Source organism: Bradyrhizobium sp. 215_C5_N1_1 (assembly GCF_052075935.1).
In the GTDB taxonomy this organism is placed as follows: Bacteria; Pseudomonadota; Alphaproteobacteria; order Rhizobiales; family Xanthobacteraceae; genus Bradyrhizobium; species Bradyrhizobium barranii.
The window spans coordinates 2252604-2275861 of record NZ_CP197228.1 but is presented as its reverse complement, the minus strand read 5'-3'; the positions used below and the strand labels follow the sequence as shown (position 1 = coordinate 2275861).

The following is a 23258-nucleotide window of genomic DNA, read 5'->3' as shown; positions in this document are numbered from 1 at the left end:
GCCTTTCCCTTGTCGCCAGATCGGAAAGCGTCAGAGACGGTTCCAATTCTTGGTCAAAGGACGTGCAAGATTCGCACCATCGACACGATTCATTCAAGCTACTGAATGCGCTTCGATTCCAGTTTGCTGCTTTGCGGCAACCGCGCCACGCGCTGCATCACGCAGCAGCCCATCGCCCAACGAATGAGCAGTGGCTGACGATGCCTATGCGGTTCGCATCAAGGGCGGCGCGGTCGGCTTGATCAGCGCAAACGCGATCTCGACGATGCCGGCGGCGAGCCCCACCGCCACGCCGATGCGCCAGGCCATGTTGTAGGAACCGAGCGCGTCGTAGATCAGCCCGCCGCCATAGGTGTAGTCGACCGGCCGCCGCTGCCGCTCCGTCGCCGGGTCGAGCGGGTCTTTGGCCGCCAGCACGTTCAACAGCATCGCCGCGTCGCGCACCGTCCGCGTCATCGGCCCTGCAGTGTCCTGGCTGTGCGCGATCGGCACGATCCCGGCCCGGCTGACCAGCCCAACGGTCGGCTTCGCAGTGACGAGGCCGTTTTGGCTCGCGGGATACTGCAGCGAGCCCGACGTCTCGGTGCCGATCGAGGCTGCGCACAGGCCGGCCGCCACCGCGACAGCCTAGCCCGCGCTCGATCCGCCCGGCGGCACGACCGGGATGCCGCGATCATCCATCAGCGCCGGCGCGTAAGGGTTCTTCACTTGACCGCCCATTGCGTGGCACTACGCCAACTGAAGCGATGGGCCAACTGCAGACATGCTCGAGTATGTAAGGTTGGCTAACTACTCGGGTAATCCGGCCGTCTGCAATGCCGCGCCGAGCTTCGTGGCGAGCGCCGGCGCGCAGTCAACATCGCCAAACTGCTGACTGATCCTAAAATTGGGCTGCAATTCAATTACGCGCGCAGCGGCTGCCTTCGCCTCGTCGAACCGGCGGAGCGTGACCAGGGGCCCGATCAGGATGACATAGTTGATGCTGTGCCCTGGATTGGACTGCACCGCCCGGTAAGCCGCCTTTGCCGCCTCATCCGGTCGCTCCAAAAGAAAGTGTCCGAGCGCCTGCGAGCCAAACGCCGCGAACGACCAGGAATCGAACGGAGACAGCCGCAGCGCGCGCTCGCCCCACGCAATTTCCGGTTCCGCTTCGGCGGCCCACATGAACACATGCCTTCCGGGATATCCCTGAATGCGGACATCACTCGGTGCAGTTGGATGTCTCGGACGGGCCATATCCGGACCAATACCCGTGCCGTTTCGAAGGATGAAAATTCACTGGCTTTCGGCTATTTTGCGTTGAGCCGCAGTTCTGTGGCGGCGATCTCGAATCGAGGTTCGCCATGACCTCCAGGTCCTCGATCAGGCGGCACGTCGCGCCGCTCGTCGCTTTTTTTCTGACCATCTGGCCGTTGGTTTCGCCGGTACATGCTGTTGAGGACGCCGGAAAGGTTGGCGTGGTGTCCTTTGGCCTGTTCGGCGATCAAGGCGTGTTTAGATCCGAGGCGACCGGCGCAGCTCAGGTCGTAGCCGGCCGTTTCGAGACTGGCCCGATCAACGTGGAGTACAATTCCAAGAAAGGCGGAAATGCAACGATCGAAGCTCTGACCAGGTCGTTGCAGGCGGCAGCCAACCGCTTGGATACCGAGAAGGATGTTCTCTTTTTGATTCTCACCTCGCATGGCTCTCCTGACGGCCTTGCAATCAAGGCGGGGCGGCTCACAGAAACGCTCACGCCATCTCGTCTCGGCGACATGCTCGCGAAAACAGGTGTGCGGCACAAGGTGGTGGTCATCTCGGCTTGTTATTCGGGGGTTTTTATCCCGCGTCTGGCGAATCCCGACGTGCTGGTCATCACCGCGGCCGATGCCAACCATCCGTCGTTCGGCTGTCAGGACAAGGCCAAGTGGACCTATTTCGGCGACGCTTTTTTCAATGTCGCGCTCCGGAAAGCGGCCAGCCTGAAGGATGCGTTTCTCGATGCGCGCTCACTCGTCCGGAAGCGAGAATTGCGGGAGCATTTCGAGCCGTCGAATCCCCTCATGGCAGGCGGCGTAGACGTGCTGCCATTGCTTGTCGCACGCCCTTGAACCCGCTGCCGATATCCCGCAATCCAATACCTCGCCAAATCAGCGCTTCTTTCTTGGCGAAGAGGAAATGGCCGACGTCAGTCTGGCCACGTTCCATCTTTTCGATAGAGAAAACTTTGGCAGCGGCGTGCAGCTAGCGCGGGGGTGCGGTGGTTGCGGGTGCGGCCATGGTGGCGGCGGGTGCGGCGGCGGCCGAGGTTGCGGTGGTGGTGGGTTTGTTGGCGTTCGTGGTTGCGGTGGCTTCCGTGGTTGCCGTGGCTTCCGTGGTTGCGGTTGCGGCGGCTGCGGGTTCAGCATCGGGTTCTATGACGACATCGGGTTCGATGACTGGGGGTATGGTGGCTGGGGGTTCGGTGGTTGCGCGGGTTGCTGCGGATCCTGGGGAGCGTGCCGCTTGTGCTAAGTCCCACCAAGGACTCTGCTAAGCTGCGATCAGCCTCTCGCTGGTTACGAGTTTAAGGTCGCCTTCGGGTCTTGGTTGTGTGAAAACGCCAGGACGTTTGGCGGCGATAGAACAAGGTATTCGTTCAAGACCGTCTTAGCGGTCAAACTCGCAAGCGCGTTCAACTTAGAGAACGAGCTGAAGAATGTAATTCTTGCCATGTTTTGATCTTCGCGTTTTTACACGGCCAGGGTCATAAGCGGTCTTGAAACAACCCGCTGTGCCTAGTCCGGTCTACCCCTTGGAGCAGACATCACAGTTGCCCGACAGAAGGACGGCTACGGGCCAATAGGGCGCATGACCATCATTTATCACCTGCTACCCGTCGCAGTCAGGTTTGTGGGTGCCGACTGTCTGTGGCAGACGCGAATTCATTCTTTAACAAAGATATGAGATTTTATCTTCCACTGCCCGTCGGGTTGGCGTTCAAGCAGTCTCACAGTGCTGCCGGAAACTGGCGCCGCCTTCTCATTCACCACTAACGTGGCCGTGAAATGGGACGTGGTATAGGCATAGTTCCCGATGGGTAGCACGTCCACAAGCTCAAGCTTATGATCTCTGACGCTTCTTCCCCGCCCAGCAAAGAAATCACGGATTGCGAGAGGGCCAGTGACGGGCTGCGCGCCAGGCGGCAACAATCTGCCGTCATCGGTATACAATGGTAATAGAGCATCGAAGTCCGCGTTGTTAATGGCAGCATCCCATTGGGCGTTCATCGACGTCAGCTTATCCGCGAGCGGATCTGCCAATCCTTGATTGGCATGGCTGACGATCAGAATAAGCGCGAATGAAGCGAGTGATATGCGAGTCATCTTTGCCTCCATTAGCTGAGATACTCAGCGCGTGAGCGTATTCGCAGCTACTGCTGGGGGAAGCGCTAGTCCAAAAAGTGGACTGGAGATGGTGTTCTCAGCTGGCTAAGACTTGATCTGCGGCCCGCAGGCGCCTCACGGCATATTTGCTGCGCGGGAACCAAGCCGGCATGCTCTTCACAAGATGGTTAGGACCGTCGATCTCAATCTTGCCGAGCTCATACGCCCGTAGCAGCGGCTGGTCGCCTATGAAAACCTGTACAAGCGTCACCATGCTCGCATAGAGGCTGATATCGACCTCGAAGCCGGGATCATTCCAGCAGAGATCGGCTTCCTTCCTCTTCACAACAAACCACCAGCGCTTCTGCCGGGCGTCCGCAATCTCGATGTACAGCACAAAGTCGGATGGAATGTACTTCAGATCGAACGAGCGGCGCATATTCCACATGAGCCGGCCCGCGTGGAGTTCATCGGGCGTGAGCTGGCTGCGCGCCCATTTGTGGCCCCAATAGCCCATTGCATCGATGATTGGCCAGGCTTCCATGGCCGCCTGAGTCGGATGGTACTCCCAATGCCCATTATCGCCTGATCGGCGTGAGACTAGCCCTGCTTCTTCTAGCGATTGCAGGCGCTTGGAGAGGAGGGTCGGCGACATCTGGGGGACGCCACGGCGAAGCTGGTTGAAGTGGTGAGAACCTAGCAATAGCTCGCGTAGCACGAGCGGAGTCCATCGCTCCGTGAGAATTTCCGCAGCTTTAGCTACGGGGCAAAATGATCCATAGCCTTTCATGCGAGAACTTTATCATCACGAGGGGCAGCCAGGTAGTTCTGTTTCTGAACCAATTGCAGGCGCGTCGGTAGAGAGGCTCTCCTGGTGCGCGAGATTTTTGAGACAGTTCAACTGTCGCAGTTTGAGGGCCTGCTAACCCACCCATAGCGCTAATCGCCCAAGCGGGGCGCTTGCATCGCATCCAGGCGGAGCTGAACCGCTGCGAATACGGCTCCTGGGGATCTGCAACAGCGGCCATGTCACATGAAGCTAACCACTCCTGCAATTAGTCGGCTTGGAGTCAAAAGCTGACGGTGTCCGACCAAGAGGCGGCGGTCTCCTGTCGCTCGATAAGCGGACATGTCGCTTAGCATCCAGTCCTTTTCTCGCGATCGCGCTCAGACGGATTGCGGGGTGCGTCTCGAGCGTTGTGGTAGCAAAGGACTTCCCGAGCTGGAGGCTTGCCCAGTCTGAAACCCATTGCGACGACGTATCGCCGCTTGGGTTTATGGTGCGCTCGGAGGGCGTTCGCATTTTGCGCGATTTCAATGGGTTAGAGAGGCGAGAAGCGAACTGAGGTGCATTTCGCGCAGAAAAGTGCCTTTTGGCCGAACCGCTGAAGAAGAGCCCTGCCCTATGCGAGGTCAGGTCAGACCCACCAACGGTCTGGTTGCAGGTTCGAGTCCTGCCGGGCCCACCAAGCAAATCAACCACCTAGCTCGCCTTTTTTGGGCCGAACTGGATCGCCGCACCAGATACGTGCACTTTTCGTTCGTGCGCAAGTTCGCGCACCGCAAATCCGTTCGATGGCGCTAGACCGAGTTGGGTGATGGTGAGCGTAATCGTGGCCTACTCATCGGTTGGAGATGCTCCGACAGAGCCGCTGATTAAGAGGCGCCTGATTTGCCAAGTAATTCATTCCGACAAAAGTATCCTCGAACTTCTATTGACCGAGCAATGAATTTCACCCTTGTCGGAATTAGTCCTAGGCAGAGAGCGTCACTACTTGATGATCACGGAGCCTCAAAGGGTCGGAGTCGAGTCAGAGGAGCGGCACCGCTCTTTCGGACCGAAGCTGGCAAGAAGGCGCGCGAACCTCAGCACAGAAGGAGCTGGCGCAGATCGCCGAGGTGGAGCAGCCCAGCATGCGCTGTTCGCGCAGTCACTGCCGCGGCATCTCCACCGCGAAGTAGGCATGCGCGACGTCGACCGGCACACCATGCCGGCGCAACTCCGAGAGGATATAGTTCATGCCCGCAGGCGTGCAGTGATCGACGCCTCGCCTCTGACCCTACAAAGTGATCCCCGCATGCCGATCCTTGAAAGGCTCACTGAGCAAGCCGGCCAGCCTTAGGCCTTCCAGGATGCCCTCTAGCCGCTGTTCCTGGATCATCGCGGCAAGCAGTGTGACGGCCCCGGCTCGGTCGACCGTGAAGCGAACCTCGCGGGAACGTTGGATCAAAACGTCGGCGAGACTGGGAAGATCCACTTCGTGATGGCGCAGGGACGAGACCGCCTCGTCCGCAAGATAGGTTGCCAAATCCGCACTCGGTATCGGTTCAGGACCAGTATCCCCTTCAACGCGTTCCGTGGCAGCGCGACGGATCAACTTACTTTGCCGCTGCGTTTCCATCCAGAGCATGAACACCGCGTCCGCAAGCTTCTCGCGCGGCAGGGATCTTAGTGCGGCAATGCGGGCTTGGAGGTCCCCGGAACTTACTTGGCTGCCATGCGATCGCTGCGCGTTCGTCCCCGCCACACTCTTTTGTTCTCGAACCATTAGTCATGCCCTCCGGCGGAGCGATATATCCGCCGAGCGATCCGAACGAAAGCGCAAACTGATGCGCCGACCGCGATCTTGAACGACCGTAAGGTCCGCGCGCCCAGCGATCTCAGAAAGCGTCGATCTCGTGGTCCGCGCGAGCGTGCGCGTCGTAAACTCTGATCTGCAACATGGGAAATCGTCGCTTCAGATCCCGCGCGCCGCTTTCGACGCCATCCTCCGTCTCGAACTCCGTCTTCACACAACCGTCGACCACAATCGCATAACCGCTCGTTGGCAAATCTCGCGCAGAATTTCGCATCTTTAGACTCAGATCTTGGAAAAGAGTTTTGTTCCGATTGCTTAGGGTGAGTCTCAGATGCCCCGCAAGGCGGTCAAAAAGATCCCGCTTGGCTTTATCGGTAGCTAGATCGTGGATCAAGGCGCATTCCGCCGCATCCGTCCGCAGCTTCTCGACCGTACCTCGTAGTCCTTCATCGGATGTCCCGTTGCCATTTTTTCCCGTTCATTCTAACCCAATCTTTCCATAGAGAAATGCTATCCGCCAACTGGGCCGCGGCGGCCAAGGCTATCGCGGCGCGCAATGGGCCGAAAGCTGAGACGATTGTGCGTAAGGCGCTGTTTGAATCGCGCGACAGCGCGATGGCGATGCTGCGGCGCTCGCGCGGCGGCGACGTCAACGCTGCGAAGTTTGTGCGAGATTGAACATCGATCTTATATATTGGTTGAACCTGCGCTGGTCGTCGCACGCCAACATCTTAGCAATCACTGACAATTTCGCGGCGCGTAGGTCAGCGAGGACATCACTAGCCCGTGCTACATGTTACGCACGCGGATTCCAACACTGCATCGAAGGCAGCGCAGAGCGTGTCCTACTGGATGTCGGCCCAGTCGCCGGCGCGGTTCGCATCACTTCCCGGTGCCGAAGCAGTGTCTTTCGCCACCTAAGGTCGTCTGCAGGTTGCGAGATGCGCCAATATATTGAACGCAAGTCCATCGGCAGTGACATAGCGAGCGAGCATTGTTTCCGCCTCTGCTAGGATGCGATTGATTTGAGGTTCTTGCAGCACAACTTGTCAATCGGCCTGTAAATTTGACCCCTCATCGGCGTCCAATTGTGACCCCTTCGTGCGCCGCGGTTTGACGGTAGCGCTCGGCTCGTTGGAGCTGGCCGGGATAGCGGAGACGAGACGAGCGCGGGTGGCGTGATCGTCGTCGCGGCTTTTGAAGCGCCAGCTGTCATTGCCGGTCTCGACGATGTCACAGTGATGGGTCAACCGATCGAGCAGCGCGGTGGTCATTTTGGCGTCGCCGAACACGCTCGGCCATTCGCCGAAGGCGAGATTGGTGGTCACGATGACGGAGGCGCGCTCATAGAGCCGGCTGACGAGGTGGAAGAGAAGCTGGCCACCGGACTGGGCGAAGGGCAAATAGCCGAGTTCATCCAGCACAATGAAGTCCATCCGGGTCAGATGCTCGGCGAGCCGTCCTTGCCGTCCGTTGCGGGTCTCGGTCTCGAGGCGATTGACGAGGTCGACTACGTTGAAGAAGCGGCCGCGGGCACCGGATCGGATGCAGCTTCTGGCGATGGCAATGGCCAGGTGGGTTTTGCCTGTGCCGGTGCCGCCAACCAGCACGACGTTGCGTTGTTGGGCGATGAAGCCGCCGCCAGCAAGATCATTGACGAGAGTCTGATTGATCGGCGTGCCGTCGAACTGGAAGTCGGCGATGTCCTTGGCAAGCGGAAGCTTGGCAATGGTGAGCTGGTATTTGATCGACCTGGCTTGCTTCTCGTTGATCTCGGCGTTGAGCAGGTCGCCGACAATGCGCTGAGGTTCGTGCTGGCGCTTGACGGCAGTTGCCATGATCTCGTCGAAGGCAGCCTTCATGCCGTAGAGCTTGAGTTCGCCCATGAGGTCGAAGATTTGGGTTCGTTCCATCAGATGGTCCTCCGGAGGTTGTCGTAGCGGGCACAATCGGCGATCGGTGCATGACGGAGCGTCAGTGCGGCCGGCGTCATGATGTTGGCCGGTGGGGCGGGTTCACGTTGACGGGCCAGGATATTGAGAACGACATCGGCCGAATGGACGCTGTGACTGAGCGCTTCGGCACAGGCCGCTTCCACCGCGGGCAGACCGTCAGTCAGCACCGCGTTGAGGATGTCGACCATCTGCCGATTGCCGTCGTCGGTGCTGGCAAGCTTGCGCCGGATCCGCTCGATCGCGGCTGGCAGCACCCAGTCTTTGAAGGGAGCACCGTTGCGCAAGGCGCCGGGTTTGCGGGCGAGCACCGGCACATAATGCCAGGGGTCGTAGACGGTATCGCCGCGGCCAAAGGATCGCGGGTGCTCGGCAACGATGCGTCCATCCTGACGGATCACGATGCGATCGGCATAGGCTTGAACCTCGACCGGTCGTCCGACTGCGCTGGCTGCGACCGAGTACTTGTTGTTGTCGAAGCGCACCAGGCAGGTCTTCGAGACCGATGCCGTCACCGCATGGAAGCCGTCGAAGCGGCCGGCATAGGGAACGAGTTTGGGGCGTTCGGCTTCGAACACTTCCCAGATCGTCTGATCGACCAGCTCCGGATGGCGATGAACCTTGGCGTAGGCGATGCATTTGTCGAGCAGCCAGGCGTTTAACTCGTCGAGGTTTTTGAACCGCAGCCGCGGCGTGAAGAAGCGTTCCCTGACCAGCCCGACCTGGTTCTCGACCTGCCCCTTCTCCCAGCCCGACGCTGGCGTGCAGGCGACCGGATCGACCAGATAGTGGCTGCACATCTGCAGGAAGCGGCGATTGTAGAGACGCCCTTTACCGACGAAGATCGTCTCTACGGCGGTCTTCATGTTGTCGTAGATGCCGCGGGTGCAGGTGCCTTTGAACAGGGCGAACGCCCGGTCGTGGGCGTCGAACACCATCTCCTGCGTCTCCCGCGGATAGGCCCGCACGAACAGCATGCGGCTGTGACAGAGCCGGACATGGGCGGCCTTCACCATCACCGTGGTGCCGCTCAGCAAGACCACCTCGTGGCTCCAGTCGAACTGGTAGGCTTCGCCTGGGGCAAAGCTTAGCGGGACATAAGCAGCCGCGGTCGATTGCCCGCGTTCCTTGCTCCACCGCCTGGCGTAACGCCGCACCGCATCGTAGCCGCCGTCATAGCCACGGCTGCGCAGCTCTTCGAAGATCCGGATTAACGTCAGCTGTTCACGAGCCGGTTTGGCCGCGTTCGCCGCCAGCAGTCCGTCGAGCTCTACTGCCCATCGTCCCAGCTTTGGCCGCGGCTGCACTTGCCGCTCGTACTCGAAGGAGGTCTCTCCTGACCTCAGCACCTTCCGGACCGTGTTCCGCGACACCTTCAGGTCACGGGCAATCTCCTTGATCGTCTTGCCCTTGATGAAGTGCTCGCGCCGAATCCGCGCAATCGTCTCCACGATCAGCATCCTCGACCACCTGCTTCATTCCAAAGCAGGCAGCGCAACAGACCAACCTATAGGGGGTCAATTTTGGACGCCGATCCCCCGGCTTAGGGGGTCAATATTGCAGGCCGAATGACACCTTTGGAGGCAGAAATGCTCTTCTCCTTCCCCTTAAAAAGCGCCGCAGGAAAAACAAAAAGCCCCGCCTCCGAGGAGGCGGGGCTCACGATTCCGGACGATCAGTCGCCGCTGCGGCGCGACCAGATCAGGGTGAAATCCGCCTCGCCTTCGACCTTGACCAGCGAGGCGTAGATCGGAGCCGGGAAACTCGGATCGTCGAGTTTGACCGAGAGATATTCGCGGTCGCTGTCGCGAACCGTCTTCTTCCAGGCGGCGCCGAATTCGGTCGCTCCTGCAAAAATCCGGTAGTCGGGAGCCTTGTCGTTGTCCTTCTCGGAGGCAGCGAACTTGGCCTTGATGTTCAGCGTCAGCGTCTTGATCGAGCCGGTGTAGCCGTTGTCCGAAGCAGTAAAAGTGCCGATGGTCGCCATGGTCATCTCCGTCTGTCTGTTGCTCGGGCCGCGCCCATCGCAGCCTCGATGGCGATCCTTGGCCCGGGGAGCGATCGGCCCGCAGCCTTCAGGCCCGCAGCGCAGCGGAGGACGGCGAAAGCCTGCTTTTTTGTCTTCCGCGAGGAATGCCGCCGCTTGGCGGCAGGGGAAAAAAGCAGGCGTGAGCTGTTGCGGGAAGGCGATCGAGGCTCTTGCCGTCCCTCGGGCCTGATCAGCCATTCGAGGGTGCGTTGGACGCGAGCCCATGACCGAACTGACGGCGATGACCATAGCTGCCACCGCCCATCACAGCATTGGAAAACGGCGGGATCGATCAGAAAAACACCGACGTCTGCGGATCAATCGCCAGCACGACACACGGGACAAACCAAGCAAGCTCGATTGCATTCTTGCATCAGGAAACGACGGCGCCGGCCGGGACTATTCGCCCGATTGCGCTTTGAATACGCGAGGTCTAGGCACGATCAATGCCCCAACCTGATAGCCTCGCCGCGACGAAAGGGAGGTGCGGCATAGCCTCACAAGCCGCCGCCGGCCCGCGCAGATTGAACGGTTTATGGCCCGCATTTGGAGAGGGCTAGTGTGAGTCATCGCCAGCTTCGCTTCAGCTGAACCGGCCGCGCACCGTAAGGTGCGCGGCCGAAATTTGTTGCGCCGGGGCTGTTCCTTGCGACCCCGGCTTACCTCTTACTCGGCAGCTTCCGAGCAGAAATCATGCCCTTGCGCCCCGTCTGGCGCATCGGCCTGCTCCTTCGTCTTGGCCGTGCGCAGCAACAACGGCAACCAGCCGGTTGCCGCCAACAGCTCCTCGGCGGCAGCTGCCATCTCGGCCTTTTTCATCCCCGAGATACGTTCGGCGGCCTCCTCGCTGACGCCTTCGCGGACGGCCTCAAGGATGCGCGCCTTGGTGACCCGGCCGAGATAGCTTTGCACCGTCGGTCGCCAGTATCCGGTCATGTCGAGGGCGATGGCCCCGGCCAAACGGCTGGCCGCCGCCAATGCGCGCGGCCTGAGGTCAAATGGCAATTTGACCGCATTGACCGTCAACGCCGTGCAATGGGCGAACAGCGCCATGCGGCTGTCGTGATCGAGTTCGACCACGAATTCCCACAGCTGAGCCGCGTCGCGCGGCATTTGCCTCGCCCAATTGGCATGGCGATCCGACCAAGCTTTGCCGGCCGGAGCGTCCTCGATTCCGACCGCATGCGTGGCCAAATCCGTCTTCACGGGTTGAATGCCAACCACATGGGCATTGGCCCCGACATAGAAGATTTGCGCGGCGAGCGCATGGGTGGCCGCCACGATGGCGACGTCTGGCTGCTCACTCAGATTGAGGCGCAGCCCCAAGGTGCGATGCGCGGAGAGGTCGCGAACGAGCGTGTCAGACAGCCTCCGTTCCTCCTCTTCCTCCTCGTTTTCTCCCTCATCGCGCGTGGTTTGATCGCCTCCTTCACCCTCCTCGTCCGGTGCCTGGGCGTCGCCTTCCTGCTCGGTTTCGGCATGAGGGTTCTCATCCTCGGGGCGGATAAACCCGCGTTCGATCCTGATGGTGCCGTCGTGATTGAGGATCACGAACGCGCCGCCGCGCGCGACGTCACCGGGATCGTACGCCTGCCGTTTCGCCTCAAACTGCTCGATTTGGTTCTCCAACTCGCCGAACCGCGCGTCCACCTCATCAGGCAGTTCCTCAGCCGTTTGATGCGCTTCGGTCAGCCGATCGAACTCGGATTGAACGGCTTGAAGGGCGATCTGATCGTCCGCGGAAAGGTCGACCGGATGCGGGTAGGCACGGCGCATGCCGTGGGCGTGCGGGAAGTCGAGATGGGGCTCCGTCCACTTCCATCCCTCGGCTGCCCGTAAGGCGTCCGCCTCCCGGCCAAGCCGTGCTGTCACCAAGAGATCGAGCAGCGCCACGTCTTCCAGATAGCCGCTGCGATCCTCGGTAAAGAGGTCGCGCAGGATCGTACCGCCTGCCCCGATATAGGCCTCGAGCCCGACAAACCGCGCGCGGCGATCGGTTGCAGCGACATGGGTTTCGGTGAGCAGACGCCGGATCGTGCTGGCATCACGGTCGTAGGACAGACGCTCATAAACGCCTTCTTGCCGAGCCTGATCGTCAGTGATGGCAAAAGCCATCAACTGGTCAAGGGTCAGATTGCCATCGCGATACAGCTGCACCAATTTGGGGGAAACCGCACCCAACCGGAGGCGTTGCCGCACCACATGCGGCGTCACGCCAAAGCGGGCGGCGATCTCCTCCGCGCCGAAACCCCGCTCGTCCGCGAGCTTCCGGAACGCCTCGAACTGGTCGGCGGGATGCATGTTTTCGCGGGTGACGTTCTCGTCCAGGCTGATTTCGTGGGGATCGTTGGCGGTGTCGATAATGCAGCGCATCGGCTCAGTCTTCTTGATCTCCTTCCGCTTCACCCGCAGCAGCTGTGCAAGCCGCCTGCCCTCGCCGATGGTCACGAGATAGAACCCCGTGGCGGTTCCCGCTCCGTCCAACTCGGGCTCAACCACCAGATTTTGCAGGATGCCCTTGGCGGCAATACTCGCCGCATAACCCTCGATCGCCGCCTCGCTGTGCGGCGTCTTGCGCGCATTGTTCGGGGACTTCTTGAGCTTGTTGAGCGGAATGAAAACCTCCGTCCCGTTCGCGGGAATGATTTCAACTGATTTGGCCGACATGATCATTCTTCCCTTTGCTTCCATGGGTGCAGCGCGCACTCCGCGCCTGCACCCCTGCCCGTCGGCGAGACCGGGGGTAGCAAGCGCCAGGGCGACCCGAGCGGAGGGGGATCGCCCGCCCGCAAGGGCCGCTCGATAGAAGCGGGTCTGCACGAGCGCATGTGAGCTGTTCGAGAAATTGAAGACCTTTTGAAAGCACGGAAGACCGGGGAGACCGCTCGGGTCGGCGCCAGCGCCAGCCGGCGCTTTACCCTGGCGCGCGCGAGGGGCAGCGCCCATTAGGTCTCAAGCGTTAGAACGTTGAGCAAGTCAGCGCAGGCCAAAACAAGAGATCGAAAACAAGAGCAAGAGTGAGCAAATCAAAAGAGGCACCCGCAGGAGGGTCAGCATAGCGCCGACGCGGTACGCGGCGGGACCCGGGACCGAGTGCAGTCGCGAGACCGGTTACCAAGGCACCCGCGCGACGGGCAGTGATAGCGGTGCCGCGCAGCGGCAGCCCTTCGTGCGAGTGCCTCCGGCGAGCGACACATTATATCTGCTTGCGTGAGGGATCGAAGCCGAATGGCCGAGACGCAACGCGCTCGGTTCACGAGAGCCCGATGCGGCGACAGCCGCACGCGCACCCAAATCAGAATCAGTGAGACAGCGGCGGGGAGAGTGAGCCGATCCAGGATCGCCATCTTCGGCGCTCGACGGATTTCGTCGCATCTCAAGACAATGTGAGCCGCCTGATCTGGCTTGATTCTTCTTGCGTGATCGCATTCCCACAAGGCTGCAGCTTGATCTCCGTGCCGGTGCTTGCAGTTGCGCCAGCCAGCGAAAGTGCGATCTTCCAATTACCTCGGCGTGGTGCTGTCACGACTGGATAATTCCGATGGATTCTGTTCGGGGCGGTATTGGCCAGCGCCTGGTGTCGCGTGACCAAGCTGCCTCATACTGTGGTTTGTCAGTCAGCACCTTCTCGAACTGGGTAAAAATCGGAAGACTACCCTCTGCTCTTTCTGGCACGTCGCGATGGGACTTGAAAGCGATCGATCTCGCGTTAGACTCGCTGAGCGGATTACCCATCACTCAAACTCCGGACGTTGCGACATCCGCGCTGGACGAGTGGAGAGCAAAGCGTGCGCGTCAATCTCAAAGGGATTCATAAAGTAAAGGTGACGCTCTCAAGCGGCGAACCAAAGACGTACTATTACGCCTATCGCGGCGGCCCCCAGATCAAGGCAGAACCAGGCACCCCTGATTTCGTCCAGCAATACCAGGAGGCGCATTCGAACTTACGGCAGCCTCGGGCCGGCACCTTCATGTCAGTCATCGCGCGATACAAGGCGGCACCGGAATTCACCAAGATCGCAGCGTCCACCCGCCGTGACTATTTGAGGTACATCAAGCTCATTGAGGATGAATTCGCTGACCTGCCGATCGCCGCTCTCGCCGATCGCAGAATTCGCGGCGACTTCAAAGGCTGGCGCGACAAATTCGCCAACACGCCGCGCAAGGCTGATCTCGCCTGGACGGTGTTGGCGCGCATTCTGTCCTTCGCGAAAGATCGCGGCATTATCACCAGCAATCCTTGCGAGCGTGGTGGTCGGCTCTACGTCGCAGACCGCCGAGACAAGATCTGGACCGAGCAGGACATTGCCGCAGTTCTATCAGTTGCATCTGAAGAGATCAGGTTGGCGCTGATCTTGGCTTTATGGAGCGGTCAACGACAAGGCGACCTTTTGCGCTTACCTTGGTCAGCCTACGAGAGCCCTCATATTCGTCTCCGCCAGTCGAAAGGCGGGCGCCGCGTAGTGATGCCTGCCGGCACTCCCTTGAGAGCTCTGCTCGACACCACGCAGCGTCGGGGACCTCTTATCCTGACGAACACGCTCGGCCGGCCCTGGACTTCCGACGGCTTTCGAACATCGTGGGCAAAGGCCTGCGAACGGGCGGGCATTGGCGACCTGACGTTTCACGATTTGAGGGGCACCGCAGTGGTTCGGCTGGCGATCGCTGGCGCGAGCGTACCGCAGATCGCGGCTGTGACCGGCCACTCGTTAAAGGACGTCGAGGCCATTCTGGACGCGCACTATCTTGGTCGCGACATTCAGCTTGCAGAAGCTGCGGTACTCAAGCTCGAAGCGAGAACAAAACTGTAAAACGACCTGTAAAACGAGGTCGCCTACGATACCAAGCCAGATGCTAAGTGCTTGATTTATATGGTGGGCGCACCAGGGCTCGAACCTGGGACCCGCTGATTAAGAGTCAGCTGCTCTACCAACTGAGCTATGCGCCCGAAAGGCGGTCAATGCCTTGCGAGGCCGGTCGTTTAGCAAAGCGATCCGGGTATGGCAAGCGATGTGGCGCATGTTTTCCAAGGTTCTTCCACAGGCCCGAAAATGCTAAAAGCCGCTGGATTCCAGCGGCTTCGCCAAGGCCAATCCCCGGGCTAATTCCTCGGGAAATACGGGGTGGCTCAGAGCCGGCCCTCGCGATCCCGTTCCGGGCCGCCGTCACGGTCGAAACGGTCGCCGTGGAAGCGGTCCATGCCGCGCTCCATCATGCGGTCCATGCCCCGTTCCATGAAGTGTCGGGACGGGCCGTCCCCACCGCCGCCGAACGGGCCACGGTGGCGGGTCAGCACGGCAAGGCGCCGCTTCTGGCCCTCGTCGAGCGTCTTGTAGAGCGGATCGGCGGCATCGGCGATCTTCTTCAGGGCGGCGGAGGTCGCGCCCATGTCCTCGGCGCGCTGGCGCAGGCGGGCGACCGGATCCTCGGGCTTGTCGGCGTTCTTGCCGGCGTCACCCGGGCCGGCATTCATCCGCGCGTTGGCGCGGTCGATGCGCAGCTTGGCGAAGTCGCGCACGGCAGCCTCGACCGGCGGCCACAGCTTCTCCTGGTCGGCGTTGAGCTTCAGCCCGGCATGGACGGCGGCGATCCGCGCGTCGACGAAGGCGGCACGGTCCTCCGGGTTCATGCGGACGTGGCGGAAGTGCTCCATCCACGGGCGATGAAATTGGGCATAGACCGCGCCCGAGCCGGCGATGCTGAGCACGGCGATGGCGGCGATGGTGAACTTCCTCATACGGACCTCCTCTGGAAGGATGCCGGTGAGGATGAGCGCCGGACGGCTGACGCGCAACTTACAACTTGGACAGAGAGAGCGTTCTTACGAAGATGTAACTCCCCTGAATGTCCATTCAGATGCAGACTGAAATGATTTGCAACAAAAAGGGCCTCCGCGCAGGCTGCACGGAAGCCCCTTCATTGATGGTCGATCCGGATCAGTTCGTCGTGCTCTTCGATTCCTTGAGGAACTCGTCGATCAGCGGCTGGCCGACGCGGCCTGCGGCGTCCTTGTAGACCGGCTCCATCGCCTTGCGCATCGCCTCGTCCTGCTGCGGCGTGAGCTTGATGATCTCGCTCTTGCCGCTCTTCTTGATCTCGGCCAGCGCGTCGTCGTTCTCCTTCTGCGACTGCGCGTTGTTGAAGTCGGTCGCCTCCTTCATCGCCTTCGACAGCTGGTCGCGGATGTCGGCTGGCAGATCGTCCCAGAACTTCTTGTTCACGATCACGACGTAGCCGATGTAGCCGTGATTGGTCTCGGTGATGTACTTCTGCACCTCGTGCATCTTCTGCGTATAGATGTTCGACCAGGTGTTCTCCTGGCCGTCGACGACGCCGGTCTGCAGCGCCTGATAGACTTCCGAGAACGCCATCACCTGCGGCAGCGAGCCGAGCGACTTGAACTGGGCCTGCAGCACGCGCGAGGACTGGATGCGGAACTTGACGCCCTGGTAGTCGGCGGGCGTGACCAGCTTCTTGTTCGCGCTCATCTGCTTGAAGCCGTTGTCCCAATAGGCAAGGCCGGTGATGCCCTTGGAGTCCAGCAGCTTGAGCAGCCGGAGGCCGAGCGGGCCTTCCGTCACCTTCCGCAGCGTCTTCAGGTCCGGAAGGATGTAAGGCAGATCGAACACCTCGAATTCGCGGATGCCGAGCGGGCCGAACTTCGAGTTGGACGGCGCCAGCATCTGCACACTGCCGAGCTGGAGCGCCTCGAGCTCTTCCTTGTCCTTGTAGAGCGTCGAGTTCGGGTAGACTTCGATCTTGACCTTGCCGCCGGTGTACTTCTCGGCAAGCTCCTTGAACTTCTCCGACGCCTTGCCCTTCGGCGTGTCGGTGGCGACGACGTGACTGAACTTGATGATGATCGGCGATTGGGCCGATGCTGGCCCGGTCAGGGCCAACGCCCCGGTCAAGACCGCAACCGATGCCGCAGCCCAAATGAGTTTCCGCATGCTTCCTCCCGCACGTTTTTTGGTGGGGCACGAACCGTCGCCCCCAAGCCCTAGATTCAAGACTTGAAGGCAGGATTATAGGGAAGCGGGCACAGGCGCCATTGCCCCTTAGCAGGGGGCGGCTTGCAAAAATGCGGTATCCGGAGGCGAAATCTGCCGGACTGCCTCGCGCAGGGCGATGGCAGGGAAACCCTGCCATCGCCGTTGCCGCCTCGCGCAACCTCAGCCGTGCAGCGCAGGCGCGAGCTGGGCCTGCTGCGCGACCGCCGGATCGGTGATCAGAGTGCCGCCGTGCCCGTCCGAGGAGATCGCGAAGTCGGCGGCGCTGTACTGACCGAGCAAGTGCAGCGTCGCGACGTGGGTGCCGTCGGAGACCGTCAGCGTGCCGCCGGTGTTGTCGTTGTTCTGCGCATAGGCCATCGAGGTCAGGCTGTCGCTGAACAGGATGTCGCCGAGATCGAGACTGTCATGGTCCTGCCAGCCGGAGATCGTTCCCGTGAAGGCCGACGCCTGGGCCAGCACCAGCGAGGCATTGGGACCGGCGAAGATCACGTCGTCGATCGTGCCGCCCGCATGGACGAAGGCAAGCGCGCCCGAGCCGATCGTGGTGTCATCAGCGCTGCCGCCGGCCTGCACGTGCTGCGTGCCGGACAGGACCGTCGTGCCGGTTGCGCTGCCATACACATATTGCACGCCGCCGTTGACGATGGTGGCGTTGGCGGCGCCCCAATCGACCTGGACTCCGCCGGCATTGATCGTGGTGCCGGTCGCCGTGCCGTCGGCGTAGACGCTCTGCTGGCCGCCGGCGTTGACCGTCGTGATCGACGCGTTGCCGTGGAGATACTGGAGGGCGCCATTGCTGATCGTGGTCTGGACCACCGTGCCGCCATAGACCGACTGGGCGCCGCCATCCATGGTGGTGTTGATCGCGGTTCCACCCAAATAGACGTCCTGCCCGCCGCCATGGATCGTCGTGTCCGAGGCCGTGCCGCCGCTCTCCACGGCCTGCAGGCCCGAATTGATCGTCGTGAGGCTCGCCGACCCGAACACGTACTGACCGCCGCCGCTGATCGTCGTGATGATCGTGAAGCCCCAATCGATCTGGATGCCGCCGGCATTGATGGTGGATCCGGTCGCACTGCCGTCGATGTAGACGTTCTGCTCACCCCCGGCATTGACGATGGTGTTGAAAGCATTGTTGTGAACGTGCTGGAAGCCGCCATTCGCGACCGTGGTCTGGATTGCAACGCCGAAGACGTTCTGGGTGCCACCGTCCACGGTGGTGTTGGTCGCGATACCACCGCCAAGGATATCCTGGTCGCCGCCGGCCTCGATCGTCGTGCCGTCGGCCGAGCCGCCGATCTGGATGTATTGATTGCCCGAGATCACCGAGTTCGAGGCCAGACCGAACACCAGCTGCGCGGCCCCCGCGGCAACCACCATTCCATTGGCCGAGCCCTCCAGCACGACTGCCGCGCCGCTCTCGACCTGGATGTCGGAATAGCCGGACGCGTCCTTGATCCGCCAGACGCCGCTCTGGACGTCGAGCTTCTCGACATTGACGACCGCGCCAAGGAGCGAACCGGAGCCACTGCCCGACAGCACCAGCGTGTCGACGCCGTCGCCGCCGTCGATCGTGCCGGTGACGATCGAAGCGGCGGCCAGATTGATGCTGTCATCGCCCGCGCCCATCGAGACGTCACCGATGATGGAGCCGCTGTTGGTGAGCGTATCGTTGCCGCCGTCGGTGGCGACGCTGCCGAAAATGCCGCCCGTGTTGGTAACGGTATCGCCGAAGGCGCCGACGATCGAGATCGCCTCGCCGTTGTTGCCGCGGATCGTGCCGTCGTTGATGATGGTCATGACGCCGAAGGCGCTACCGTCATTGCTGTCGTCCACGGTGACCGCGCGCTGATCGCTGATGATCAGGCCGCCCACCTCGTTGTGGACGAAGCCGCCGCCGATCGCGAGCGCCTCGTTGAGGCCGTTGGCGCCGCTGGTCAGGCCGACCGCTGCGATCGTCCCGAAATTGTCGATCGAGACCAGACCGTCGACATCGACGCCGTCGGCGTCAGCACCGCCGACCGCCGTGCCGGTGATGGTGCCGCGGTTGGTCACACCGTCGTCGTGTTAGCCGCGCTGTCCATGTTGATGCCGGAGCCGCTGCGGCCGGTGATCGTGCCGTCGTTGTTGACGGTGATCGGCTGGTCGCCGGTGATGGCGTGGCGGGCGCCGTCGATGATTCCGCCGGCGTAGTTGTTGACCACGCCGCCGGCGTTGACCGACTGGAAGTCGATCGCGTCGTTGCCATCAGAGGCCGCCGAAGCGTTATGGCTGACGATCTGGCCGTAATTGTTGATGGTGGCGTTGGCGCCGGGCCGGATCGCGTCGGCATCGGCCGCCGAGATCACGCCGGTTGCCGCGTTGTTGATGACGGTATTGGCGCCGCTCGAATTGATGTCGTCGAGATCGAGCGCCTGGCCGGCATTGCTGCCGGTCCCGGTCGACGAGATCGTGCCCTCGTTGTTGACGGTGAAGGTGCCGCTCTTGCCCGGGACTAGGTTCGAGATCTTCACCGCGTCCTTGGTCGCGGTGATGGTGGCGCCGGCCTTGTTGTTGATGGTGAGGCTGCCGCTGGTCGAACCGCTGGTGGCGATCGCGCGGCTGGTGCCGGTGATGGTGCCGGAATTGTCGACCACCGCGCCGGGCGAGGTGCTGCCGCCGATCCAGGTGACCGGGGTCGAGCCCGACAGGGTCGCGCCGGCGAGAACGGTCAGATGATCGTTGTTCGCCAGCGTAATCGGGTTCGACGAGTTGCCGGAGACGAGAGTGCCGTCGTCATTGGCGATGGTGCCGGTCGCCGTCGCGGTGCCGATCGTAACCGCCGCGCCCGGATTGCTGGCGCTGGTGAGCGTGAGCGTAAAACTCTCGTCGGGCTCCGCGGTGGTGTCGCCTGAGATCGTGATGGTGATTGTCGCCGAGGACGCACCGTCGGCGAAGCTGCCGCTGAAGGTCGAGGCCGGCAGCGTGCCGCCGAAATCGGCCGCATCGGTGGTGCCGGCGGCGAAGCTGCCGGAGAAGCTGAGCACGCCGGTGGTGCCGCCGGTGCGCGCAATGGTGAAAGTCATGGTCTTGGTGCCGCTCTGCCCCTCGGCAACCGACACGCTCGGCGACGAGAACGAGATCGTCTGCGTGGCGGGCGCCGCAACGGTGAAGGCAGTAATCGGGAACGGTGCGTCGGGCGTGGTGCCGTCCGTACTCTGGTCACCGCTGCCGTTCTGGGTGGCCCAATTGGCGATGTTGCCGATCGCGGCGAGGTAGTCCGCGAAGCTGGCGAAGCCGGAGCGCGGGCCGTTATAGCCGACGATGTCGAGGCCGCCGGTGAAGCTGACCGCGGTCTGGCCGGCGACGAGGCCGGTGCCGGTCAGCGTGCCGTCGGAGGTCGCATAGCCGACATTGGAGATCGCGGCGAGGAAGGTCGGCGACGTCGAGGTGCCGACATAGGCGTAGACGACCTCGCTATCGTTGGACAGGCCGGTATTGTTGGCGTTGGTGAAAGTGGCCGAGCCGGCGCTGGTGCCGAACGTGCCCTTGCCGATGTTGTTGATGTCGATGACGGTGCCGGCGGGAATCGCGCCGGTCGCGGTCCAGGCGATCGTGCTTTCGGCGTTGCTGCCGGTTGCGAAGGCGGAGCCGTTCCAGTTGCTGTCTGTGAAATTGATGACAGTGCCCTGCGGGATGTCGGTCAGGGCGACAAAGGACAAATTATCGTTGCCGTCACCGTTGAAACCGGTGAAGGCGATCGAACCAGCGGAAAGGGGCATTCCAAATTCTCCAGCAGCAAGGGCGCGCAACGCTGCCGGTTAATGGAATGTTAACATGACATGTTAATAACATATTTATTGCGATACACCCCCGCATAACGGGATCGTGTGCCAAACGAAAAACGCGGCGCCGAGGGCGCCGCGTTTGCCGATGAACCGGAGAGGATGAAGCGTCAGCTCGCCGCTGCCGTCGTCACCGTATCGCGCTGGCGCTTCATGACGATCTTGTTGAGCGCGCCGAGATAGGCCTTTGCCGAGGCCACCAGCGTATCCGGATCCGCTGCGCGTGCCGTCATGGAACGGCCGTCATGGGACAGCCGCACCGAGACTTCGGCCTGCGCGTCGGTGCCTTCGGTCACCGCATGGACCTGATACAGCTCGAGCTTTGCCTCATGGGGCACCAGCGCCTTGATGCAGTTGAAGACCGCGTCGACCGGCCCGTTTCCTTCGGCTTCCTCGATCCTGATCTGGCCGTCGACGTCGAGCTTCATGGTCGCGCGCTGCGGGCCGTGGGTGCCGGCGATCACGGTCAGCGAGGTCAGCTTGATGCGGTCGTGGGAGGCCGCCATCTCCTCGTCGACCAGCGCCTCGATGTCCTCGTCGTAGATGTCCTTCTTGCGGTCGGCCAGTGCCTTCATCCGCGTGAACGCATCCTCCAGCTGGTTGGCGCCGAGCTTGTAGCCCATCTCCTCCAGCTTGTGCACGAAGGCGTGGCGGCCGGAATGCTTGCCGAGCACCAGCGACGACTGCTTCAACCCGACCATCTCGGGCCGCATGATCTCGTAGGTCGAGGCGTCCTTCAGCACGCCATCCTGATGGATGCCGCTCTCATGGGCGAAGGCGTTGCGGCCGACGATCGCCTTGTTGTACTGGACCGGGAACGAGGTTGCGGCCGACACGACCTTCGAGGCGCGCGTCAGCTGCGTGGTGTCGATCTTGTTCCACCACGGAAACACGTCGTTGCGGACGTTGATGGCCATCACGACTTCCTCGAGGGAAGCGTTGCCAGCCCGCTCGCCGATGCCGTTGACGGTGCACTCGATCTGCCGCGCGCCGCCGGCAATGCCGGCCAGCGAATTCGCCACGGCCATCCCGAGGTCGTTATGGCAATGAACCGAGAATACCGCCTTGTCGGAGTTCGGCACGCGCTCGATCAGCGTGCGCATGAAACGGGCATATTCCTCGGGCGTGGTGTAGCCGACGGTATCGGGGATATTGACGGTGGTCGCGCCGGCCTTGATCACGGCCTCGACGATGCGGCAGAGATAGTCCATCTCGCTGCGGGTGGCGTCCTCGGCCGACCATTCGACGTCGTCGATCTGGTTGCGGGCGCGGGTCACGTTGGCGATCGAGAGCTCCATCACCTGCTCCGGCGTCATGTTCAGCTTGACGCGCATGTGCAGCGGCGAGGTCGCGATCACGGTGTGGACGCGGCCGCGCCTGGCGAATTTCACCGCTTCGGCGCAGCGGTCGATGTCCTTCGGGTTGGCACGCGACAGGCCGGCGATCACCGAGTTCTTGGAGCGGCGGGCGATCTCGCTGACGGCCTGGAAGTCGCCTTCGGAGGTGATCGGGAAACCGGCCTCGATGACGTCGACGCCCATGTCGTCGAGCATCTCGGCGATCTCGATCTTCTCCTCGAACGTCATGGTGGCGCCGGGGCACTGCTCGCCGTCGCGCAGCGTGGTGTCGAAAATGATGACGCGGTCCTTATCGGACTTGTTCACGGGGGCCATTGCAAAATTCCTTTTGAGCTTTTTGCGCCGTCAGTCTGCTGGGCGCTTGAGGTGTCCGGTGATCTCGACCAACCCCTGAGCGCCCAGGCGCATGGCGCCCAGCCGGCCCTCAGGGGCAAGTAAGAAGAAGGCCGCCAATCAGGAGGGTGGGCAGCAGCGCGGCCGGGATCGTGGCGGCGGCCAGAGCCACCTCCCCCGAAATCCCATCGATTTGGCCGCGAATCAGCATTGCCAGACCCTTTTGAGCCCTCAAATCCTCGGTCAAAACCGTTGACGGTTGGTTGCCGGGAGGCTCGATGCGCCGTTTCTAGACGAGAAACGGCTGCAACCGCAACGCCAAAAGATGGTCAGGAGGACTGACCTGCCGCCAGATCTGCAATGTGCGGCGCGACGACCGGTCCGTCGCACGGATCATACGGCAAATCCGAATTTTATAAGCTGAAAATATGAGGGTGTCGCCGGGCAGCGCGAGACTGGAGCGATATGCGGGAAGGTCGCCCGGGTATCGCTCCTCACCCGCGTTGCGGTCAGGCTATCCCGCGCGGCGGGCGCGGGCCCTGCTTTCCCAACGGTCCAGCATCTGGCCGAGCTCGCCGGTCGCGACGGGGGCGGCCTCGTTGGTGTTGGCAGGTTCAGCGGCGCGGAGCCAGCCCGGCTCGGTATATTCGCGCCAGCGGCGCGCCTCCGCGCGTCGTTTGCGGGAGGCGAGATCGCGGGTGAAATAGCCGGCGGCGAACGCGATGGCGAGCGCTATGACCAGTGCAACAACGGCTAACACAATGAACTCCGGCTGATACCCCCGGAAACGTTCTGCCATCATCGCGCGTGAGGTCAAGGCTTGACA

At 61.8% G+C, this 23258-nt stretch carries 19 protein-coding genes, 1 tRNA gene and 1 pseudogene; 4 read left to right on the top strand and 17 right to left on the bottom strand.

Translation table 11 applies throughout. The features are described 5' to 3' along the window. Nucleotides 1–204 precede the first annotated feature (204 nt). Nucleotides 205–618 carry an amidase family protein gene (locus AB7G19_RS10665; protein ID WP_354248906.1) on the bottom strand — a complete coding sequence of 138 codons (414 nt, stop codon included), beginning with the start codon at nucleotides 616–618 and terminating at the stop codon, nucleotides 205–207. Nucleotides 619–789: 171 nt separating this feature from the next. Next, complete coding sequence (locus AB7G19_RS10660; protein WP_354248905.1) at nucleotides 790–1164, bottom strand: hypothetical protein; 375 nt, start codon at nucleotides 1162–1164, stop codon at nucleotides 790–792. A gap of 179 nt (nucleotides 1165–1343) precedes the next feature. Between AB7G19_RS10660 and AB7G19_RS10655 the strand changes: the two genes are divergently transcribed. Beyond that, entirely contained in the window at nucleotides 1344–2090 is a 747-nt protein-coding gene (locus tag AB7G19_RS10655; protein WP_354248904.1) for a C13 family peptidase, read from the top strand. Between the two features lie 813 nt (nucleotides 2091–2903). Here the strand turns inward: AB7G19_RS10655 and AB7G19_RS10650 are convergent. The 4 genes from AB7G19_RS10650 to AB7G19_RS10635 form a co-directional block, all read right to left on the bottom strand. After that, nucleotides 2904–3344 carry a YybH family protein gene (locus tag AB7G19_RS10650; protein ID WP_354248903.1) on the bottom strand — a complete coding sequence of 147 codons (441 nt, stop codon included), beginning with the start codon at nucleotides 3342–3344 and terminating at the stop codon, nucleotides 2904–2906. 97 nt (nucleotides 3345–3441) lie between these two features. Then, entirely contained in the window at nucleotides 3442–4134 is a 693-nt protein-coding gene (locus AB7G19_RS10645) for a winged helix-turn-helix transcriptional regulator (RefSeq protein ID WP_354248902.1), read from the bottom strand. A gap of 1270 nt (nucleotides 4135–5404) precedes the next feature. Beyond that, on the bottom strand, nucleotides 5405–5893 hold the full coding sequence (locus AB7G19_RS10640; RefSeq protein ID WP_441267793.1) for a hypothetical protein: 489 nt from the start codon (nucleotides 5891–5893) through the stop codon (nucleotides 5405–5407). Nucleotides 5894–6005: 112 nt separating this feature from the next. After that, complete coding sequence (locus AB7G19_RS10635) at nucleotides 6006–6317, bottom strand: hypothetical protein (protein ID WP_441267792.1); 312 nt, start codon at nucleotides 6315–6317, stop codon at nucleotides 6006–6008. Between the two features lie 113 nt (nucleotides 6318–6430). On the opposite strand from AB7G19_RS10635, the gene AB7G19_RS10630 reads away from it, so the two are divergent. After that, nucleotides 6431–6601: a hypothetical protein gene (locus AB7G19_RS10630; RefSeq protein WP_441267791.1), complete on the top strand. Its 171-nt coding sequence runs from the start codon at nucleotides 6431–6433 to the stop codon at nucleotides 6599–6601. Nucleotides 6602–6972: 371 nt separating this feature from the next. Here the strand turns inward: AB7G19_RS10630 and istB are convergent, their stop codons facing one another. From istB to AB7G19_RS10615, 3 genes and pseudogenes are all read right to left on the bottom strand, one after another. Next, nucleotides 6973–7836: an IS21-like element helper ATPase IstB gene (istB, locus tag AB7G19_RS10625; RefSeq protein ID WP_441253413.1), complete on the bottom strand. Its 864-nt coding sequence runs from the start codon at nucleotides 7834–7836 to the stop codon at nucleotides 6973–6975. 8 nt (nucleotides 7837–7844) lie between these two features. Continuing rightward, nucleotides 7845–9335: pseudogene (gene istA / locus AB7G19_RS10620) on the bottom strand (IS21 family transposase); the annotation flags it as partial. Between the two features lie 215 nt (nucleotides 9336–9550). Next, nucleotides 9551–9862 carry a DUF736 domain-containing protein gene (locus AB7G19_RS10615; RefSeq protein ID WP_441268819.1) on the bottom strand — a complete coding sequence of 104 codons (312 nt, stop codon included), beginning with the start codon at nucleotides 9860–9862 and terminating at the stop codon, nucleotides 9551–9553. 265 nt (nucleotides 9863–10127) lie between these two features. Between AB7G19_RS10615 and AB7G19_RS10610 the strand changes: the two genes are divergently transcribed. Continuing rightward, nucleotides 10128–10364 (top strand): hypothetical protein, encoded by a 237-nt coding sequence (locus AB7G19_RS10610; RefSeq protein WP_441267790.1) that lies wholly within the window; start codon nucleotides 10128–10130, stop codon nucleotides 10362–10364. A 206-nt stretch (nucleotides 10365–10570) separates the two neighbouring features. On the opposite strand, the gene AB7G19_RS10605 is transcribed toward AB7G19_RS10610, so the two are convergent. Beyond that, nucleotides 10571–12571, bottom strand: coding sequence for a ParB/RepB/Spo0J family partition protein (locus tag AB7G19_RS10605; protein WP_441267789.1), 2001 nt, complete (start codon nucleotides 12569–12571; stop codon nucleotides 10571–10573). 1121 nt (nucleotides 12572–13692) lie between these two features. Between AB7G19_RS10605 and AB7G19_RS10600 the strand changes: the two genes are divergently transcribed. Further along, entirely contained in the window at nucleotides 13693–14715 is a 1023-nt protein-coding gene (locus AB7G19_RS10600; protein ID WP_038959757.1) for a tyrosine-type recombinase/integrase, read from the top strand. Nucleotides 14716–14776: 61 nt separating this feature from the next. Here AB7G19_RS10600 and AB7G19_RS10595 read toward each other — a convergent pair. The 7 genes from AB7G19_RS10595 to AB7G19_RS10565 all read right to left on the bottom strand — a co-directional run bounded on the left by AB7G19_RS10595 (nucleotide 14777) and on the right by AB7G19_RS10565 (nucleotide 23192). After that, a tRNA-Lys gene (locus AB7G19_RS10595) sits at nucleotides 14777–14852 on the bottom strand. 180 nt (nucleotides 14853–15032) lie between these two features. Further along, a complete protein-coding gene (locus tag AB7G19_RS10590; RefSeq protein WP_441267788.1) occupies nucleotides 15033–15641 on the bottom strand; it encodes a Spy/CpxP family protein refolding chaperone in 609 nt (202 codons plus the stop codon). Between the two features lie 199 nt (nucleotides 15642–15840). Continuing rightward, nucleotides 15841–16854: a TRAP transporter substrate-binding protein gene (locus AB7G19_RS10585; RefSeq protein ID WP_063981683.1), complete on the bottom strand. Its 1014-nt coding sequence runs from the start codon at nucleotides 16852–16854 to the stop codon at nucleotides 15841–15843. Between the two features lie 222 nt (nucleotides 16855–17076). Further along, nucleotides 17077–18972 (bottom strand): hypothetical protein, encoded by a 1896-nt coding sequence (locus AB7G19_RS10580; RefSeq protein WP_441267787.1) that lies wholly within the window; start codon nucleotides 18970–18972, stop codon nucleotides 17077–17079. Continuing rightward, nucleotides 18969–20678, bottom strand: coding sequence for a beta strand repeat-containing protein (locus tag AB7G19_RS10575; protein WP_441267786.1), 1710 nt, complete (start codon nucleotides 20676–20678; stop codon nucleotides 18969–18971). The genes AB7G19_RS10580 and AB7G19_RS10575 overlap by 4 nt, the downstream gene beginning before the upstream one ends. A 173-nt stretch (nucleotides 20679–20851) precedes the next feature. Further along, nucleotides 20852–22414 carry a 2-isopropylmalate synthase gene (locus AB7G19_RS10570; RefSeq protein ID WP_063981681.1) on the bottom strand — a complete coding sequence of 521 codons (1563 nt, stop codon included), beginning with the start codon at nucleotides 22412–22414 and terminating at the stop codon, nucleotides 20852–20854. Between the two features lie 532 nt (nucleotides 22415–22946). Next, nucleotides 22947–23192: a hypothetical protein gene (locus tag AB7G19_RS10565; protein WP_441267785.1), complete on the bottom strand. Its 246-nt coding sequence runs from the start codon at nucleotides 23190–23192 to the stop codon at nucleotides 22947–22949. Nucleotides 23193–23258: the final 66 nt, after the last annotated feature.

Excerpts from the sequence above, each read along its gene's own strand:
- AB7G19_RS10570 (WP_063981681.1), bottom strand. The coding sequence starts at position 22,414 with ATGGCCCCCGTGAACAAGTCCGATAAGGACCGCGTCATCATTTTCGAC.
- AB7G19_RS10610 (WP_441267790.1), top strand. The coding sequence starts at position 10,128 with ATGACCGAACTGACGGCGATGACCATAGCTGCCACCGCCCATCACAGC.
- AB7G19_RS10615 (WP_441268819.1), bottom strand. The coding sequence starts at position 9,862 with ATGGCGACCATCGGCACTTTTACTGCTTCGGACAACGGCTACACCGGC.
- AB7G19_RS10630 (WP_441267791.1), top strand. The coding sequence starts at position 6,431 with ATGCTATCCGCCAACTGGGCCGCGGCGGCCAAGGCTATCGCGGCGCGC.
- AB7G19_RS10590 (WP_441267788.1), bottom strand. The coding sequence starts at position 15,641 with ATGAGGAAGTTCACCATCGCCGCCATCGCCGTGCTCAGCATCGCCGGC.
- AB7G19_RS10585 (WP_063981683.1), bottom strand. The coding sequence starts at position 16,854 with ATGCGGAAACTCATTTGGGCTGCGGCATCGGTTGCGGTCTTGACCGGG.
- AB7G19_RS10655 (WP_354248904.1), top strand. The coding sequence starts at position 1,344 with ATGACCTCCAGGTCCTCGATCAGGCGGCACGTCGCGCCGCTCGTCGCT.
- AB7G19_RS10645 (WP_354248902.1), bottom strand. The coding sequence starts at position 4,134 with ATGAAAGGCTATGGATCATTTTGCCCCGTAGCTAAAGCTGCGGAAATT.
- istB (WP_441253413.1), bottom strand. The coding sequence starts at position 7,836 with ATGGAACGAACCCAAATCTTCGACCTCATGGGCGAACTCAAGCTCTAC.
- AB7G19_RS10640 (WP_441267793.1), bottom strand. The coding sequence starts at position 5,893 with ATGGTTCGAGAACAAAAGAGTGTGGCGGGGACGAACGCGCAGCGATCG.
- AB7G19_RS10660 (WP_354248905.1), bottom strand. The coding sequence starts at position 1,164 with ATGTGGGCCGCCGAAGCGGAACCGGAAATTGCGTGGGGCGAGCGCGCG.
- AB7G19_RS10650 (WP_354248903.1), bottom strand. The coding sequence starts at position 3,344 with ATGACTCGCATATCACTCGCTTCATTCGCGCTTATTCTGATCGTCAGC.
- AB7G19_RS10575 (WP_441267786.1), bottom strand. The coding sequence starts at position 20,678 with ATGCCCCTTTCCGCTGGTTCGATCGCCTTCACCGGTTTCAACGGTGAC.
- AB7G19_RS10605 (WP_441267789.1), bottom strand. The coding sequence starts at position 12,571 with ATGTCGGCCAAATCAGTTGAAATCATTCCCGCGAACGGGACGGAGGTT.